Annotated in this window: 17 protein-coding genes and 1 pseudogene; 11 read left to right on the top strand and 7 right to left on the bottom strand. The window is 67.9% G+C overall.

Annotated elements, in window-relative coordinates; translation table 11 throughout:
- Positions 1–7 precede the first annotated feature (7 nt).
- Genes GPX89_RS38550 through GPX89_RS38540 form a run of 3 tightly spaced genes read right to left on the bottom strand, consistent with a single transcriptional unit; the run spans position 8 to position 1578 of the window.
- On the bottom strand, positions 8–721 hold the full coding sequence (locus GPX89_RS38550) for an RNA polymerase sigma factor (protein WP_235949080.1): 714 nt from the start codon (positions 719–721) through the stop codon (positions 8–10).
- Between the two features lie 5 nt (positions 722–726).
- A complete protein-coding gene (locus tag GPX89_RS38545) occupies positions 727–1185 on the bottom strand; it encodes an iron chaperone (RefSeq protein WP_157392709.1) in 459 nt (152 codons plus the stop codon).
- A gap of 45 nt (positions 1186–1230) precedes the next feature.
- Positions 1231–1578: a VOC family protein gene (locus GPX89_RS38540; protein WP_157392708.1), complete on the bottom strand. Its 348-nt coding sequence runs from the start codon at positions 1576–1578 to the stop codon at positions 1231–1233.
- Between the two features lie 133 nt (positions 1579–1711).
- Between GPX89_RS38540 and GPX89_RS38535 the strand changes: the two genes are divergently transcribed.
- Positions 1712–4660: an ATP-binding protein gene (locus tag GPX89_RS38535; RefSeq protein WP_157392707.1), complete on the top strand. Its 2949-nt coding sequence runs from the start codon at positions 1712–1714 to the stop codon at positions 4658–4660.
- 220 nt (positions 4661–4880) lie between these two features.
- Here the strand turns inward: GPX89_RS38535 and GPX89_RS38530 are convergent, their stop codons facing one another.
- Positions 4881–5276, bottom strand: coding sequence for a peptidase inhibitor family I36 protein (locus GPX89_RS38530; RefSeq protein WP_157392706.1), 396 nt, complete (start codon positions 5274–5276; stop codon positions 4881–4883).
- 193 nt (positions 5277–5469) lie between these two features.
- Between GPX89_RS38530 and GPX89_RS38525 the strand changes: the two genes are divergently transcribed.
- Positions 5470–5793, top strand: coding sequence for a DMT family transporter (locus GPX89_RS38525; RefSeq protein ID WP_157392705.1), 324 nt, complete (start codon positions 5470–5472; stop codon positions 5791–5793).
- Between the two features lie 6 nt (positions 5794–5799).
- On the opposite strand, the gene ilvA is transcribed toward GPX89_RS38525, so the two are convergent.
- Positions 5800–7014, bottom strand: a complete 1215-nt coding sequence (ilvA, locus tag GPX89_RS38520) for a threonine ammonia-lyase (protein ID WP_407939550.1) — start codon at positions 7012–7014, stop codon at positions 5800–5802.
- A 111-nt stretch (positions 7015–7125) separates the two neighbouring features.
- Here ilvA and GPX89_RS38515 point away from each other — a divergent pair, with 111 nt between their 5' ends.
- From GPX89_RS38515 to GPX89_RS38485, 7 genes are all read left to right on the top strand, one after another.
- Complete coding sequence (locus tag GPX89_RS38515) at positions 7126–7641, top strand: hypothetical protein (RefSeq protein ID WP_157392704.1); 516 nt, start codon at positions 7126–7128, stop codon at positions 7639–7641.
- A 141-nt stretch (positions 7642–7782) separates the two neighbouring features.
- Entirely contained in the window at positions 7783–9264 is a 1482-nt protein-coding gene (locus GPX89_RS38510; RefSeq protein WP_157392703.1) for an NCS1 family nucleobase:cation symporter-1, read from the top strand.
- Positions 9265–9431: 167 nt separating this feature from the next.
- Entirely contained in the window at positions 9432–9893 is a 462-nt protein-coding gene (locus GPX89_RS38505) for an RrF2 family transcriptional regulator (RefSeq protein WP_157392702.1), read from the top strand.
- Positions 9894–9901: 8 nt separating this feature from the next.
- Entirely contained in the window at positions 9902–11149 is a 1248-nt protein-coding gene (locus GPX89_RS38500; RefSeq protein ID WP_157392701.1) for a globin domain-containing protein, read from the top strand.
- A 98-nt stretch (positions 11150–11247) separates the two neighbouring features.
- On the top strand, positions 11248–11484 hold the full coding sequence (locus tag GPX89_RS38495; protein ID WP_157392700.1) for a hypothetical protein: 237 nt from the start codon (positions 11248–11250) through the stop codon (positions 11482–11484).
- Between the two features lie 224 nt (positions 11485–11708).
- Positions 11709–12950 (top strand): PucR family transcriptional regulator, encoded by a 1242-nt coding sequence (locus GPX89_RS38490; protein WP_157392699.1) that lies wholly within the window; start codon positions 11709–11711, stop codon positions 12948–12950.
- A 76-nt stretch (positions 12951–13026) separates the two neighbouring features.
- The gene (locus GPX89_RS38485) at positions 13027–13824 is read left to right on the top strand and encodes a PucR family transcriptional regulator (RefSeq protein ID WP_157392698.1); all 798 of its coding nucleotides are present in this window, start codon (positions 13027–13029) and stop codon (positions 13822–13824) included.
- Here the strand turns inward: GPX89_RS38485 and GPX89_RS38480 are convergent.
- The gene (locus GPX89_RS38480; protein WP_157392697.1) at positions 13796–14806 is read right to left on the bottom strand and encodes an FAS1-like dehydratase domain-containing protein; all 1011 of its coding nucleotides are present in this window, start codon (positions 14804–14806) and stop codon (positions 13796–13798) included. The genes GPX89_RS38485 and GPX89_RS38480 overlap by 29 nt on opposite strands.
- A gap of 341 nt (positions 14807–15147) precedes the next feature.
- Here GPX89_RS38480 and GPX89_RS38475 point away from each other — a divergent pair, with 341 nt between their 5' ends.
- Positions 15148–16314 carry an esterase/lipase family protein gene (locus GPX89_RS38475; RefSeq protein WP_235949078.1) on the top strand — a complete coding sequence of 389 codons (1167 nt, stop codon included), beginning with the start codon at positions 15148–15150 and terminating at the stop codon, positions 16312–16314.
- A 63-nt stretch (positions 16315–16377) separates the two neighbouring features.
- Here GPX89_RS38475 and GPX89_RS38470 read toward each other — a convergent pair whose 3' ends face one another.
- Positions 16378–17076 carry a TetR/AcrR family transcriptional regulator gene (locus GPX89_RS38470; protein WP_157392695.1) on the bottom strand — a complete coding sequence of 233 codons (699 nt, stop codon included), beginning with the start codon at positions 17074–17076 and terminating at the stop codon, positions 16378–16380.
- Between the two features lie 71 nt (positions 17077–17147).
- On the opposite strand from GPX89_RS38470, the pseudogene GPX89_RS46365 reads away from it, so the two are divergent.
- A pseudogene (locus GPX89_RS46365) lies at positions 17148–17339 on the top strand (hypothetical protein); the annotation flags it as partial.
- Between the last annotated feature and the right edge of the window lie 209 nt (positions 17340–17548).

Genomic DNA, 17548 nt, shown 5'->3' with positions numbered 1-17548 from the left:
GCTGGATCTACCCTTCGAGATTCTGTCGCACCGCGGCGCGGGCCCGATGCAGCTGCGATTTCATTGCCGCGGTGCTCAATCCGAGCGCGTCGGCCGTCGCGCGCCCCGGATGCCCCAGCACGTCGCGCATGATCAACACCCGGCGCTGGATCTCGGGCAGCGCCGTGATCGCCTGCGCGAGCCGATCGGCGTCGAACCGGCGCAGCACCTCGTCCTCGGCGGAGATGACGACCTCGCCGCCGACCGCGTCCGTCCGCGGCGCCTGCTCCATGAATTGCCGCGCCCGCCGCAGACACTCGTTGCGAACGATCCGGAACATCCACGACGCGAGCGCCGACGTCGCCCGCAGCGTTCCGATCTTCCGGTACAGGATGATCAACGCTTCCTGCGTGGCATCCTCGGCATCGCTCGACGACGCACACAAATGCTGCGCGAACCGCCGCACATGCGGATGAGCCCCGTACACCACGGCGGCAATGGCCTGCCGATCCCCGTTCTGGGCCGCCTCGACCAGTTGCCTCCCGGCCCACCCAGGTTCCACGCCCGCCCGGCCCTCTGTCTCGATTCGTACTGTCACAACCATAAGAGCGTCCACGCCCGCAAAAGGATTCAGCTTCTCTGGCAGCCGTCTCCGAGCTCGAACCGGCTCGACCGGGCTCGGCACCATCGTGCGTTCACCAGACGTGCCCGGTGCCTGCCACTGAATTGCGGTGGCAGGCAATCGGTTCAGCGTAGGGCTTTGGTCAGGAGTTCGGTGATCTTGGCCTCGGTTTCGGGGGTCATGCGCTGGATGGCGAAGTTGACGGCCCAGATGTCGCCCTCGTCGAGGGTGGCGACGTCGTTGAAGCCGAGGACGGCGTAGCGGGTTTTGAACTTCGCCGCGGGCTGGAAGAAGCAGAGGATTTTGCCGTCGCGCACGTAGGAGGGCATGCCGTACCAGGTCTTGCAGGTCAGTTCCGGGGCAACGGATTTGATCAGGGCGTGCAGGCGTTCGGCGATTTCGCGGTCGGCGCCGGTCATTTCGGTGATCTTGGCGAGTACTTCCCGCTCGGCTTCGGCGGCGGCGTTGGCGGATTTGGCGCGGCGCGCGGCGGCCTTCAGTTCCGCGGCATGGCTCTTCATCGCGGCGCGCTCTTCGGCGGTGAAACCGATAGCGGTCTGCTTGGCGGAAGTCTGGGTGGTCATGGCTGGATTCCTTTGCGGGAGTCGGGAGTGCGGGAGGGGGAGAAGTCAGCGGTCCTGGATGAGGCCCAGGATGTTGCCGTCGGTGTCGGCGACGGTGGCGACCAGGCGGCCGCCGCCCACCTCGTGGGCGGGCTGGTCGACGGTGGCGCCGGCGGCGGTGAGGGCGGCGAGCTTGGCTTCGATGTCGCCGACGTGCCAGTAGGAGACGGGGGTGGCCATGGACTGGGGGCCGCCCTCGGGGACCAGGCCGATGTGCTGGCCCTCGGAGTCGAAGCCGACGTAGTAGGGGGAGTCGGTCTGGGGGGCGATGCCCAGCAGCGCGGCGTAGACGGACTTGGCGGCGGCCAGGTCGGAGACCGGGTGCAGGACGGTCTTGATGCCCATGGTGGTCATGGTTTCTCCTTTGTTTTCCGGTGAACCCGGTGTGCATTCAGCTTCGCCTCGGGAGCGGGTCGACCACATCCGTGGTGACCACGGAATCCACCACGGAGAGCGATCCGTACCGTGCGTGAGGGAGACTGATCCCATGGTTGTGACGTCGGAAATCTCCACTCGCGAGGCGGAAGTGCTGGCGCTGGTCGGCGAGCATCTCAGCAATGCCGAGATCGGGGCGCGCCTGTTCATCTCGGTGCGCACGGTGGAGAGCCACGTGTCCTCGCTGCTGCGGAAACTGGAGGTGCCCGACCGTCGGGCGCTGGCCCAGCACGCGGCGGCGACCCGCACCGCGAGTCCGCGACCCGCGACCGCGCTGCCGAAACCGTTGACCTCGTTCATCGGTCGCGGCAGCGAGCGCGCCGAGCTGGCCGAGCTGATCAAGACGCAACGGCAGGTGACGGCGGTCGGCGCGGGCGGCGTGGGCAAGACGCGGCTCGCTCTCGCGGTGGCGGCCGAGGTGGCCGGCGAATTCGCCGACGGCGTGTGGTTCGTCGACCTGGTGCCGCTCGCCAGCCCGGACACGTGCGTGGTCGCGGGCACCGTCGCCATGGCGCTCGGGCTGGGCGAGCAGCCGGGCCGCGGCTTCGACCGCGCCGTCCTGTCCGCCCTCGCCGACCGCAATGCGCTGCTGGTACTGGACAATTGCGAGCACGTGCGCGACGGTGTCGCTCCGTTCGTGGAGCAGTTGCTCGAAGCCTGCCCGGGTGTGAGCGTCCTCGCCACCAGTCGTGCCCGGCTCATGGTGCCCTTCGAGCGGGTGTACACCGTCCCGCCGATGTCGCTTGCGGGAGAGGGCGCTTCGGACGCGGTCGACCTGTTCATGGATCGCGCGGCGGCCGGCGGCTGGCCGCCCAACCACGCCATGCGCGACCAGGTCGCTGCCTTCTGCGAACGCCTGGACGGAGTGGCGCTGGCCATCGAACTGGCGGCAGCCCGTTGGACCACCCTCGGTCTCGACGGCCTCGCAGCGGGTCTGGACGATCAGCTGCGCATGCTCTCCGGTGGAGCGCGCGCCGACGACCGGCATCGCTCGGTGCGCGCCGCTCTGGACTGGAGCCACGCGCTGCTCGAACCCGAGGACCGGGCGCTGCTGCGGCGGGTATCGGTCTTCATGACCGTCTTCCCCGTGGAGGCGGCCGCCGAGGTGACGGGAGTCGAAAAGGGCTCTGTCGCAGCCGGATTGGCGCGACTGGTCGAGCAGAGCCTGCTGGCGGTCACCGACACGCAGAACGGCACTCGGTTCCGCGCACTCGAAACCATCCGGCAGTACGGGCTCGAACAGCTCGAGGCGGCAGGCGAAGTCGACGACGCCCGCGCCGGACACCTGCGCTGGTGCCTGGCCGAGGCCGACGAGATCTCGGTGATGCGCACCGACCGTCGCCTCCGATTCGATACCGCCGCAGATGATTTCCGTGCCGCACTGGGTTGGGCGGGCGAGCGGCCGGACCGCCGGGCGGAAGCGCACCAATTGGCGAGCCGGTTCGCGAACCTGCTGTTCACCCGGCACTTCACCGGCGAATCCCAATGGCGTTACCAGCAAGCCGCATATTTCTCCGACGACCCTGCCGTCTCAGCGGACCTGCTGCGCCAGGCGGCAGCGGCCGCCGGTTGCCAGGGCAATGGCGACGACATGTTCCGCTTGCACCGCGACGCCGCCGATTTCGCGCAGCGCGCAGGCGATCTCGCGAGGGCGTCCGCCGACCTGGCGACCGCGGCGGCCTGCGTCTACCGGTTCCACGGTACATTCGAGAATCTGCCCGGCCCCGCGGAGACCCGCGCACTCGTCGACGAGGCGCTGCGACTGGCCACCGCCGCGGGGATCGACCATGTCGACATCACACGAACGGCAACGGTCGTACCCGACGTTGCCGGGGTGCCGGATTCCGCAACCGCAGGAGCGGATTCGGGACCTTCGGTGCGGACGGACGAAGCCTTCGGTGACGGGCAGGAGATGGATCCGGCCCGGGTGGCAGCCGTGCGCGCCGCTATCGCACTCGCGGCGGCGGCGCTGGCCGATCCGTTCGGGGCGCAGCGGAATGTCGCCGACATCCCTGTTTCGGAGATGATCTCGCTCGCCGAGCGCGCGGTCGAGTTCGCGCACGCCACCGGTGACCCGCTGGCCGAATCGGCTGCGCTCGATATCCTCGCGGCGGTCCGGAGCCGCGCCGGGGATCTGCCCGCCGCGGCCGCCACCGCCCGCCGCCGGATCCGGCTCCTGTCGGTCGCCCCCGACAGTCCCGCGGGCACTCACGAACTGATCGACGCCCTCGGCCAGGCCACCGAATTCGGGCTCGGCACCGGCGATCTGCCCGGCGCGCGACGCTGGGGACGGCAGCTCGCCGAACATCCGATGCTGGCCGAGGTCGGCCACACCGCGACCAGTCGATTGCTGGTGGCGGATGCCTTGGCCGGCAATGTCGAGGAGGTCCTCGCCCACGGCGCGCGCTTCCTGGAAGCCTGGCAGCGCGAAGACCGCCCGGCCCGCGCCGAGCTGGGCGCGGCGGTGGCCGGGGTCCGCCTGATCCACGGTCTGCGCGACGATTTCGACGCCGAACGCGAATGGACCGGTGTCCTCCAGCAACTCGGCACCCCGGCCTCCGACACCGATGGCTACCAAGCGGTCTTCGACGCGCTGCTCATGCTGCACCACGGCCAGCCGATCGACGCCCTCGAACGCATCGAGCTGACCCCCGCCGACGCCCGCACCAAAGTCACCGCCGCATGGTTCCCCTGGTACGTGGCCCTACGCGCCGAGGCCGCCGCGCTCACCGGAACCTCGAACGCGGCAACCGATCTCGCCGACGCCCGCACGGCCGCCACCGGAAACCCCCTGGCCCTGGCCATCATCGACCGAGCGGATGCGCTCCTGGCCAAGGACCGCGACCGACTCCTCTCCACCGCAACCACATTCGACGCCGCTGGCTGCCGCTACCAATCGGCCCGAACCGGAATCCTGGCCGGAGGCGACGCCGCAGCCCAGGCCGCGACCACCCTCACCACCCTGGGCCTGGCCCCGATGACCGCGATGGTGCACCTCTAGCTTTCGGCAGCCGGGCTTGCCCGAGACCGTCCGGCCGATCGACGAGATCGAGGATTCGTGGATCTGGGAGCTGCCGCCCGCGGGGAAGGTGCACGACAGCGTGTTCCCGTGACGACCGGGCACCGGTCCGGCCGACCGGCGCGGGCGGTCGGTGGGTTGCCGCGGAAAACGACTGTGCGACGTGGGATTCGGCCACATCGCACAGTCGAGAACAGGTGGGTCAGGCGCAGACCTTCAGGGCGTCGGCCTTGTTCTGGGCGTAGACGGGCAGGGTGGCGCGGTGGGAGTCGGGAACGTGGGCGAGCAGCTCCCAGCGCTTGCCGTTCCAGTTGAGCACGTCGACGGTCTTGCCGGTCCGGTCCCAGTAGGACACCAGACGGTCGCCGAGTCCGGCATTGCTGATGTCGTGCAGCACGCAGTTGTCATCGACCTGCACGAACATGCTCCCGGTGCGGTCCACGCCGTCGTAGCCGCAGAACACGCCACCCGGGCAGTCGTAGCCCGCCGCCGAAGCGGGCCCGGCCGCGGCGAGCGCGCCACCCGCGACGGCACCCACGGTCAGCACGGCCGCCGCGACAGCCCCCCGAATACGTTTGGCGCGGTTGATGTGCTCCATGATGATTCCCCTCGGTTGTGGTAGCCGTCCTCCCGGCTCGCCTCACGGTGTTCGAGCCCACCACTGAGCGACCAATGACCGGCTGATCGACGAGGTGACGGTCCCGATCGAAATCGCGGGCAGCCGGTTGTCGGCGTCGGGTCGAGTCGTGCGGGCTGCCCGAAGCTGGATAGCGCACAGCTATCCTGCGGCTATGACCTTGTTGCTGCTGGGATTGGCCATTGCGTGTGAGGTGACGGCGACGGTGTCGTTGAAGATCTCCGAGGGGTTCAGCAAGTTGGTGCCGTCGGTCATTGTGGTGATCGGGTATGGGGCGGCGTTTTACTTTCTTTCGCAGGCGTTGAAGCGGGGGATGGCCATCGGGGTGGCTTATGGGATCTGGTCGGCGGTGGGGGTGGTGGCGGTGGCGACGATCGGGGCGTTGTTTCTGGATGAGCATGTGACGCCGATGCAGATCGGGGGGATCGTGCTGGTGATCGCGGGGGTGCTGGCGCTGGAGCTCGGGGGAGCGCACTAGCGGGGGTCAATCCTCGACGCGGACAACGTATCCCGCGTCGGCGAGGGCGGTGAGGACCTCGTCGCGGTGGGCGGGTCCGCGGGTTTCGAGGGTGAGCAGGACCTCGACCTCGTAGATGGCGAGCCAGGATTCGGTGCGGGAGTGGACCACGTCGACGACGCTCGCGCCGGTGCGGCCGAGCTCGGCCAACAGGCGCGAGAGGCTGCCGGGACGGTCGGAGATGGTGATGCGGGCGGCGAGGTAGCGGCCGGCGGCGGACAGGCCGTGGCCGATCACGCGGGTCAGCAGCAACGGGTCGATATTGCCGCCGGAGAGGATGGCGCAGACCGGGCCCCGCAGGTCGAGTTCGGCTGCGTCGCAGGCCATCAGCGCCGCGACCGCCGCCGCGCCCGCGGGTTCCACGATGAGCTTGGACCGTTCCATGCACAGCAGCAGCGCCTTGGACAGCGCCTCCTCGTCGACGGTGAGGATGGCCGGCGCGCTCTCGACGATGTGCTCGAACGGCACCTCACCGGGCAGCCCGACCGCGATGCCGTCGGCCATGGTCGCCATCTGCTCCAATGCCACCGGCTTCCCGGCGGCCAGCGAGGCGGGCCAGGCGGCGGCCTCGGCGGCCTGCACCCCGATTACCCGCACCTGCGGCTTCAACCGCTGCAGCGCGGCCGCCACGCCCGCGAGCAACCCGCCGCCGCCCGTCGGAACCAGCACCGTGCCGACATCCGGTAGCTGGTCGAGGATTTCGAGCCCGCAGGTCGCCTGCCCGGCCACGATGTCGATGTGGTCGAAGGGATGCACCAGCGTGGCCCCGGTGCGTTCGGCGAATTCCCGTGCGGCGAAGAGGGATTGCTCGATGGTGTCGCCGACCTGGTGCACGGTCGCCCCGTAGGCCCTGGTGGCCACCAACTTCGGCAGCGCCGCCCCGACCGGCATGAACACCGTGGACTCGATTCCCAACGAGGTCGCCGACCACGCGACGCCCTGCGCGTGATTGCCCGCGCTGGCCGCCACCACGCCGCGCTCCCGCTCGGCCGCCGACAGGTTCGCGATCCGGTTGTAGGCCCCGCGCGGCTTGAACGAGCCGGTGCGCTGCAGGTTCTCGCACTTCAACCACACCTCGTGCCCGACCCGTTCCGACAGCACCCGCGACGCCACCACGGGAGTCCGCCGGATCACCGGTGCCAGCAGGGTCGCCGCCGCTTCGATCCGCGCCATGAGCTCCATGCGCGCCATGTTGCCAGGCATTCACCGGACTGTCGTCGAACAGCGGGAATCAGACACGGCGAGCGACCGGCAATCCGGTGAAGAGACTGGTCGGAGGATTATCTTCACGCTGTGCCCCCACTGGTGAAATCGTTGGCCGCGCTGACCGTTTCCACCGTCGCCGCCTTGATTCCGCTCGCCCCGCCCGCACCCGCCGACACCATCGGCACCTGCAGCGGCGGCGACTTCCGCTGGACCGCCGTCAACGGCGCGATCACCATGACCCCGACCCTGCTCACCTTCACCTCGGTCGGCCGCCTGTGGGGCTGCACCGGCTACCCCGGGATCACCGGCGCGACCTTCACCGGCGAGCACATCGCGTGGTCGGACTGCATGCATCCGGCCGACGGCCCGTTGACCGTGTGGATCACCTGGGACAACGGCGATTCGAGTACGCTCTGGGGCCCCTGGCCCGTCGGCATCGCCCAGCCCACGGTCGGGCCGCTGCAGGTGGTGAGCGGTTTCGGCCTCGGCAGCTGGGTCCGGGTGACCGCCGACTACGAGATGATGACCCCCGCGATGGTGATGGGCTGCCTCGGACCCGGACTGACCACCGGTCCCGGGCACCTGAGCGCCAGCATGATGTGAGCTCGGCACGGCGGCGGAAAGCTGTCGCGTGAAAGATATACGGGTCACGCAATAACGGGGAAACCGAAAAGCAATCCGAGGGCAACGGCTTTTTCCTACCTTGAGCCCACCCCAAGTTCGGCTCTCGGATCGGATGCCCCAATGACCGATATCGTTTCGCCCGCGACGGATACCGTCGCGGCGAATCCCGCTCCAGATTACGACCCCAGGCTGACCAATGACGATCTTGCCCCCCTGAAGAAACAGACCTGGGGCTCGTACCACATCTTCGCCTTCTGGATGTCGGATGTGCACAGCGTCGGCGGATATGTCACGGCGGGCAGCCTTTTCGCGCTCGGCCTGGCCGGGTGGCAGGTGCTGGCCGCACTGCTCATCGGCATCACGATCGTATATTTCCTGTGCAATCTGGTCGCCGCGCCCAGCCAGCGCGCCGGAGTGCCGTATCCGGTCATGTGCCGCACCGCCTTCGGTGTGAAGGGCGCGAACATCCCGGCAATCATTCGCGGACTGATCGCGGTGGCCTGGTACGGGATCCAGACTTATCTGGCCTCGGCGGCGCTGATCGTGGTGGCGGTCAAGCTGTTCCCGAGTCTGGCGCCCTACGCGGTGGCCCACGACTACGGCTTCCTGGGCCTGTCGCTGCTGGGCTGGGCGGCCTACCTGGTGCTGTGGATCGTGCAGGCCGCGGTGTTCTGGCAGGGCATGGAATCGATCCGCAAGTTCATCGACTTCTGCGGCCCCGCGGTGTACGTCGTCATGTTCTTCCTGTGCGGATACCTGATCTACAAGGCCGGCTGGGGTTCGATCAACCTGCAGCTGGGCTCGGTGAAGTACCACGGCTGGGACGCCCTGCCGGTGGTACTGGGCGCGATCGCGCTGGTGGTCTCCTACTTCTCCGGCCCGATGCTGAACTTCGGCGACTTCTCCCGCTACAGCAAGTCCATGGCCGCGGTGAAGCGCGGCAACCTGCTCGGCCTGCCGATCAACTTCCTGGCCTTCTCGCTGCTGGTGGTGATCACCGCGTCGCTGACCATCCCGGTGTACGGCGAGCTCATCACCGACCCGGTCGAGACGGTGGCGCGCATCGACTCCACGTTCGCCATCGTGCTGGGCGCGCTGACCTTCACCATCGCCACCGTCGGCATCAATATCGTCGCCAACTTCATCTCCCCGGCCTTCGACTTCTCGCACGTGAGCCCGCAGAAGATCAGCTGGCGCATGGGCGGCATGATCGCGGCGGTGGGTTCGGTGCTGATCACGCCGTGGAACCTGTACAACAATCCCGACGTCATCCACTACACCCTCGAGGTGCTGGGCGCGTTCATCGGCCCGCTGTTCGGGGTGCTGATCGCCGACTACTACCTGGTGCGCAAGCGGGAGATCGTGGTGGATCAGCTGTTCACCATGTCGGAGACCGGAAAGTACTGGTACAGCAAGGGTTTCAACCCGGTCGCGGTGATCTCCACCGTCGTCGGAGCCGTCGCGGCGGTCTTCCCGGTGCTGGCCACCAGTGTCTACGGCATGCACACCGCGGCCCAGTACAGCTGGTTCATCGGGTGCGGTCTGGCGCTGGTCGTCTATTACGTCCTGGCCACCCGGACCCGGCTCATGGCCGCGGCGTGAGATGTTTTCCCTGGCAGCGGCTTTGGTCGATGCCAGGGAATTGCCGTCAAGTGATAAAGGTCCTTTGTGGACTGTGTTTCGGGTTACATATTCCCCAAGGCGTGAGGTATTAAAGCGCACAGCTGGAAAATATGCTTTTCGGAAACGGAATTAGTACCGTAGGTGTCATGCAGCTCTCCCGGTTCACCGATCTCGGCTTGCGAGCGCTGATGCGCCTGGCGGTCAGCAGCGGAGCCGAGGAACGAGTCACCGTCAAACTCATTGCGCGACAGGTGAATGCTTCCGAAAACTACGTTGCCAAGGCCGTTTCCCGGCTCGCCGAACTCGGCTATGTCGAGTCCCAGCGCGGGCGCACCGGCGGGATCTTCCTGACCGAAGCGGGAAGAACTACCACCATCGGCACTATTGTCCGCCAGCTCGAATGTGATAACGAAGTCATCGACTGCACCGGCGATAATCCGTGCCCGATCGCGAATGCCTGTCGTTTGCGAGGTGTACTCGCCAACGCACAGAAAGCCTTCTACGCGGAGCTCGATCGGTACCTCCTGGCCGATCTGGTGGATCAGCGCACCGTGGATCTGCTGCATGCGCCGGTTTTCTCGCCGGCAGCCGCTCTCATCGATAGGTAGGAGACCTCATGAGGCTCGCCCCGGAGTCCAGTCTGAACGTCGTCCCCGAGCTGGAACCAGAGCACGCCGAGGTGATTCGCGCGACCCTGCCCCTGGTGGCCGCGCACATCGACCAGATCACCCCGCTGTTCTACGACAAGATGTTCACCGCCCACCCGGACCTCCTCCGTGACCGCTTCAATCGTGGCAATCAGAAGCAGGGCGGTCAGCCCAAAGCGCTCGCAGCCTCGATCGCCGTGTTCGCCTCGCACCTGGTCGATCCGGACCTGCCGCATCCGCGGGAACTGCTGGCCCGCATCGGCCACAAGCATGTCTCGCTGGCCGTCACCGAGCCCGAGTATCAGATCGTGCACGAGCATCTGTTCGCCGCCATCGTCGAGGTGCTGGGCGCGGACGTGGTGAGCCCGCAGATCGCGGCCGCCTGGGACCGCGTGTACTGGTTGATGGCCAAGACCCTCATCGACTTCGAGCGCGAGCTCTATGATGCGGCAGGGGTGGAGCCCGGTGACGTCTTCCGCGAAACCCGTGTGGTGGAACGCATCGACGATCCTTCGGGAGTGGCGACCTTCGTCGTGGAGTCCGCCGATCCGACTCGGCCGCTTCCGGAATTCGTGCCCGGTCAGTACGTCTCGGTCGGTGCGAAGCTGCCCGACGGCGCCCGCCAGCTGCGGCAGTACAGTCTGGTCAACCGGACCGGCGACGGCCGCTTGGCCTTCACCGTGCGCGAGGTCGCGGCCACGGCCGACATTCCGGCCGGTGAAGTCTCGACCTGGCTGCACGAGACCGTGCACACCGGTGACTCTCTCGAAATCACCCTGCCCTTCGGTGATCTCACCATCGATACCGACGCGACGACCCCGGTGGTCCTGATCTCCGCGGGCATCGGCGTCACCCCGATGGTCGGCATCCTCGAGTACCTGGCCGCCGAAACGCCCTCGCGCCCAACGGTGATCCTGCACGCCGACCGCTCGGCCGCCACGCACCCACTGCGCGAGACGACCGAGAAACTCGAAACCACTCTGCAGGACGTGTATTCGCGCACCTGGTACGAGGATGACGGCGACGGGCTGCTGGACGTGGCCGCGGTCGCGCTTCCACCGGACGCCGACTACTACCTGTGCGGCGGCACAGGCTTCCTGCAGCATGTCCGTGCCCAGCTGACGCAGGCCGGAATCCCCTCGGATCGGGTGCATTTCGAACTGTTCGCCCCCAATGACTGGCTGCTGGACGCCGAGCAGGATCCCGTCGCCGTCTAGGCTGATTCGCCACAAGGTGTAACCCGGCGTCACTGTGAGTTCTACAGTGCTGCGTCGGGTTCGCCCTGGGCGCCGGGTGGTGGATCTACCGTCGGGTAATGAGTCACAGCCTCGAGTTCACCGCCTCCAGCGTGGTTCGGGATGCCCTGACTCATCGAGTGGTGGTGTGTTTTCCCGGCCCGGGGGAGGACCGGATGGAACTCGAATACGCGGCCACCCGCACGGAGGCATGGGAATTCGCCTCCGCGGCCACGCTGACCGGGTTGAGCGTCCGGGTGGACCTCCGCGTGCGGGCGGGACTGCGGCCGTTGCCCTGTCGCAGGCTCTGGCGCTGACCCGCCGATCCGGATCGCTCCCGCCGAAAAAGATGAGTTGATCTCACCAACACCGCGTGATGTGTGTGGACGCCGGTTCCCGGCAATCGATCGAATCCGCAGGTAATTCCGGTGATCCGCCGCTCAGCCGTCGTTGCTTCGAAACAGAGTAGAAGGTGAGTCCTCGACCACCTTAGAGTTCGAAATCCACCGATGCAGAGCGGTTGATCGGAAGGAAGTCGACGATGACAACCGACGGAACCCCGAGGGTGGGCCTGACCGTCTCCGGTCGGCCGATGTCCGCCCCACTCCAAGACGTGCGCACCGTATCCCGGCAGCTGGTAGGCCATTTCGTCGACCACGTCATCCCGTGCGCGACCTTGCCGGGCGACATCATCGCCGGTGACGTCACGACCGTCACCCGCGTCTGCCTGGAACTGGCCGTCAGCATGCTCGACGGTCGCGACATCCCGGCCAAGACGAGCCGCCTGAGCGAGGCCGCGGCCGGATGGGCCCGCGAGGGCGTGCCCATCGACACCGTCCTGCACTCGATCCACGAGGGCTTCCAGCTCGGGATGGACCGGGTCATGTCCACGGCCGACGCCGGCGACCACGAGAATCTGGTCGCGGGCGCGAAACTCGTGGTCACCATGCTCGACACGATCAGCGCGATCGTCTCGCGCGCCTACATCCGCGAGCACAAGGCCGTGGTCTCCGAACACCACACCGCCGTGCACACCCTCACCTCGGCACTGCTGGGCGGGCACCCGACCTCGACCATGGCCCGCGAATGCGGTATCGAGATCGCGGCCGCGTATTACGTGCTGGCCCTTGCCGTTCCGAAACATCCCGACGAGGCGAACCCGCAGCTGGACGGCAAGGTGGTGGCGCGCCGCAAGTTGCGCCGGCTGCAGGCCGAACTCGCGACTCGCTGCGGCGACAGCGCGCTCGCGCTGCTGAGCGTGGACGGCGGCACCGTCCTGGTGCCCACCTCGACCCGGATCGACAGCCACCTGGACCTTCTCGTCGCCCAGCTCTCGGCGGCGGCGCGAGTGCCGATCACCGCGGCCGTGCTGGTCGCCTCCCCGGAGGAGATACCGGCCGGGACCGACCGCGCGCACGAACTGCTGGACATGGTGCAGCGGCTGCAATGCGTCGCCGGGCTGTACCGCTTCACCGATCTGGCCCTGGAATACCAGCTCACCCGGCCGGGACCGGGCCGCGAAACCCTGGGCGCGCTGCTGGATCCGCTCGACGCCCATCCGGAACTGCTGCACACCTTGAAATGCCACATCAGCAACAACCTCAACCGGCAGCGCACCGCGCGCCTCATGCACATCCACACCAATACGGTGGATTACCGACTCAAACGCATCTGTCAGCTCACCGGTTTCGACCCGACCCTGACCACCGATCTGTGGCAATTGCGTTCCGCGCTCATCGCGCGCTCGTTCTCCGATCACAGCGAGGCGGATCGAAGTATGTGAAGTATCCGAAAAGCCGGTGATGCAGGCGAATACGCCCGGCCGCCTCGTAGCCTGGGGCCGAAATCAGGAGGGCGTGTTGAGCACACCACGAATCGCCGCACAGACTCTGGTGGCGGCGTTGTTGAGCGGCCACCGCCGGTCCACGCCGGCTCTGCGTGCGGGGATCGCGATCGCGTGCGGCTATCAGGTTGTCGCACTGAGCATTCCGATCGAGGAGTCGGCCGGCGAGGCGACGGCCGCGCGCCGATTGTGTCGTGTGCGGGCGGCCCTGGACACCGCGCTCGGATCGCGGGCGCTGTCGCTGCTGACCACCGCGGGCGGGACCGTGCTGGTACCGCAGGGTGACAGTGCGGGGCCCGAACCCGCGGACGCCTTCCCCATGACGCCGCGGGCACTGGCGACGCTGACCGAGGCGGCCGGGGTGGGCCTGACCGCGGTGGCGCTGACCGGTCCGACCGAGCGCATCGCGGATCTCGCGGCCCGCGCGCACGAGTTGGTGGAACTGGTCCACGACCTCGGATATCCCGCCGGTCTCTACGGCATTCGCGATCTCGCGGTCGAATACCAGCTGTCGCGGCCGGGTCCCGCGCGCGAGCACCTGGCCGGACTGCTCGCGCCGATCAGCGGCGATCCGCGGCTGCTCGACACCATGGTCACCTTCCTGGAGACCGGCCTGGACCGCATGGAGACCGCACGCCGACTCGGCATGCACCCCAACAGCATCACCCATCGGCTGCGCCGCATCCACCGGCTGTCCGGGCTGGATCTGGGCTGCCCGGAGGGCATCGCCCGGGCCCGCGCGGCGCTGCTCGTGCGGGGACTCGAGGCGCCCGCCCGCCCGGTGCTCAGCGCGCGACCGGGGCCGCGAAGCTGACCTCCGCGCTGGCATAGCCGAACAGCTTGCGGCCCTGCGATTTCGCCTCGATGGCGACCGTGGCGGTGCGGCGGCGCTGATCCCGCGCCACCACCCGGCCGCTGAACTCGATCTCGGCGTCGTCGAGCCGGGGCACCGTCAGATAGTGCACGTGATTGGCGAATTCGGCCCGGTACTTGGTCACCGCGGCGGGGTCCCGCGTCCACGAGGTGACATATCCGGCGGCCAGCGCCAGCACCAGCATGCCGGGCGCCACCAGCGGCGGCGTGTCGCCGGGTGTCCCCGGGCGAATGAGCCCGTCGGACGGATCGCACACGGTGCGTGCGTAATTCGCCAGATCGCCCGACCGCACGATGGTGGCCGCGGCGGGCAGCCGGGTGTCGACCGTGAGCCGGTCGAAGTCGATGCGGGTGCGCGGCAGGCGGGTGTGGCGTAATCCCGTCGCGATCACCGGATCGGGCTCGGCGAAGCCCGCCCGGGCGACCGGCGCCCGGCCGGAACTGTCGTCCGGCGCGCCGGTGCGGGCCAGCAGTGCGGTGGAACCGGTCTGGACCGCCACACCGTGCTGATCGGTCAGCACCGCCGTGACGGTGAGCACGTCGAAAGACCGGAAGTGCCGGAACGATTCGAAGTACACCTCGCAGGTCAGCAGGTCCCCCGCCAGCAGCGGGCGGCCGATGTCGAGGGTCTGGTCCACGTGCACGATCCGATCCAGGCGGTAGCCGGTGATCAGCTGCTCGAGGATCTCGCGCCGCGCCTGCTGCCACACCACCGCGGCGAAGGTGGGCGGGGCCACGACCGCGTCGAAACCCAGCCGCGCCGCCGCGGCCTCCTGCCAGTGGGCGGGATGGAACGCCTGGACCGCGCGGGCGAATTCGCGAATGCGCGTCCGCTCCACGGGGAAGGGTTCCGGGCATCGGTAGTGGCGGCCGACCAGGGCCAGCGCCTGTTCCGCACCGCCGCTCAGACTGCTGTGATTCACTGTCGGTCCTTTCCGGATCCTGTCAATGATTCGTGCCGTGCGGGCGGGCGCGTGAAATCCGGGAGATATCTGGAGAAATCCCCGAAATCAATGGCGGGTATTTGTGATCCGTCCTCCGGAGACACTTTTGTAGCGTCTCACGGGATTTCGCATTCGATATTGGTGAGCTGCTCCAGGCTTCGGTGACAGCCCTGCTGGGGCCTTCCGTCGCGGCTTAGCGTGATCGCGGTTTCGGTGCCGGGAAAAACGAACGGCGGCAGCGGAACTCGAATACACGCCGGGTTGCAGGAAGGCACGAAATGAGACGAAGTACCCGCCGCGGGACGGTAAGGACGGCGGTCATGGCGGGGGTGTCCCTGCTGGCCGTCGGATTCTCGGGAGCGGGAGCCGACGCCGAACCGTCGGCCCCTCCGAACGAAGGACAGGCGACCGAACAACAGTTGGCCGACTACATCGCCGCGGGCGTGAAACAGGGCGCCCCGATCGCCGATTCCGGGAGTGCGTGCACCTCCGGCAGCGGCGCGGGGTCCGGCAACGGTTCCGGCGACTGCTACGGCGGCTCCGGTTCCAGCTCCGGATCCTCGGGCGGCTACGCCTCCGACACCAAGGGCTACGGCCCGCCCATGACCTCGTGGCTGGCGGCCTTCGGCTATGGCCTGCTGAATCCGGACGCGTCGCCGCCGGGCGCGAACGACTGGAACTGCAAGCCGACCGCCGAGCATCCGCGGCCGGTGGTCATGGTTCACGGCACCTGGATGAACGCCTACAACGGTTTCGCGTTCATGGGCCAGCCCATCAAGGACGCGGGCTTCTGCACCTTCACCCTCAACTACGGCCGATCCAACCTGCTCGAGGGCGGCGGCCTCGGCTCGATACTGCCGGGCACCATGGGCACCGGATACATCCAGGACTCGGCGAAACAGCTGGCCGCCTTCGTGGATCGGGTGCTGGCCGCCACCGGCGCCTCCCAGGTCGATATCGTCGCGCACTCGCAGGGCGGGGCGATGTCGAACTGGTACACCAAGTTCGAGGGCGGGGCCGCCAAGGTGCACAACCTGATCACCTTCGGCGCGACCAATCACGGGACCTCCCTCGACGGCATCGGCGCGCTGGGCCGCGCGGTCAACAACTTCGGCATCGACGTGCTGGGGCTGGTGGAGATCTTCGTGGGCCACTCGGGAATTCAGCAGACCATCGGATCCGACTTCGTGAACAAGCTGAACGCCAACGGGGACACGGTGCCCGGCATCGACTACACCATTGTCGGCACCCGCTACGACGAGATCACCAACCCCTACGGCCTGACCTTCCTCCAGGCCGGACCGGGTGCGCGGGTCGACAACATCACGCTGCAGGACGGTTGCGAACAGGACGTGTCCGACCACCTCACGATGATGTATTCGCCACGCGCCCTGTCCATCGCGCTGCGGGCGCTGGATCCGGCGCGGCATCCGAATCTGGCCTGCACCTTCAATCCGTGGGTCCTGGGCGGCGGCGGATCCCTGTGACCCGGTAGTCGGGTGCCGGAGCGTGGCTGCCCGCCGCACCCGGGCGCCACCGCTCCCTCCACTTCAGCGCGCGGGACTCGATGCGCCGGTGGGCAATTGAAAAGTCTCGGTGAACTGCTGCCGTTTGCGGATCTCGGTGTCGATCCAGGCGCTGATCATGCGGGCGGTCATGGCGATGGCCTCCTGGCGTTCCTGACCGCCGACCTCCAGGGCGGTCGCACGCAGCACGCCCGCGAAGCCGGTGTTGATCAGCACGAAGGTCATCATGTCGTATTCGTGGTCGTCGCCGGGGCCGAGGATCTGGATCAGCAGCACCTTGACCAGCAGGCGCAGGCGGGGTTCGAATTCCGGCAGTCCGCTGCTGTAGAACTGCACGCCCGCCACCAGGGCCCGCACCAGCTTGGCATTGTCGACCAGTTCCTCGGTGAACACGTCCAGCAGTTCGGTCATGATCTGCTCACTCGACACCATCAGTTGCGGCAGCGTCTGCCGCGACAGCCCCGACACCCATTGTGTGAAGCGGCGTTCGGCGTTCTCGAGCAGCCGGCCCAGCAGTTCGTCGACGATGACACCGCGATCGGAGAAGTACCGGTACAGGGTGCCGATGCTCACCCCGGCCTCGGCGGCGATCCGGTTGGTGGAGGTGTCGGCGATGCCGCGCTCGCCGAAGAGCCGGGCCGCGGTGTCCAGAATGTGCTCGCGGGTGGCCTTGGACCGCTCCTGGGTCGGTCGGCGGCGTTGGCGCACGGCCTTCGGCGGCATGTGCAGCCTCCTTGCTGCGGTGAAACTGAGCGATGCTCATCTTAACCGGCGCAGATCGATCCCGGCCCGGTATGTTGTTGCGCTACAACGCCGAGGAGGTTGGCACGGCCGGCGGAATACCGAAGGGCCGACTGGCGCGCGGCGGCCGCCTCGGACGACTCGCCGCCGGGCAGGCCGCCCGCGGCGTAGGGACGCGGCTGTCGATGATCGGGCGACCCGAGCAGGCCCGGCGGATTCTCGCGGAACGCTCCGCCTTGCAATCTCGAAATGTTCAGCGGGCTGCTGAGATCGGTGCTGCCCAGCGCCGGGGACGCCGGGGTCCTGGACGAGATCGCCCGCAATATCGGCGGCGAACTCGACTACGTGAACGAGGCCGGGACACAGCATCGGGTCGCGGAGCGCTACCGGGATCACCCCTGTTCACCTTCGCCGCGCTCGGCCAGCTGCACGCCACGAACAACTGGCATCGGAT

Source organism: Nocardia terrae (assembly GCF_009760405.1).
GTDB classification, from domain to species: Bacteria; Actinomycetota; Actinomycetes; order Mycobacteriales; family Mycobacteriaceae; genus Nocardia; species Nocardia terrae.
Note: the sequence above shows the minus strand (reverse complement) of the source record. Positions and strands in the feature narration are given on the sequence as shown.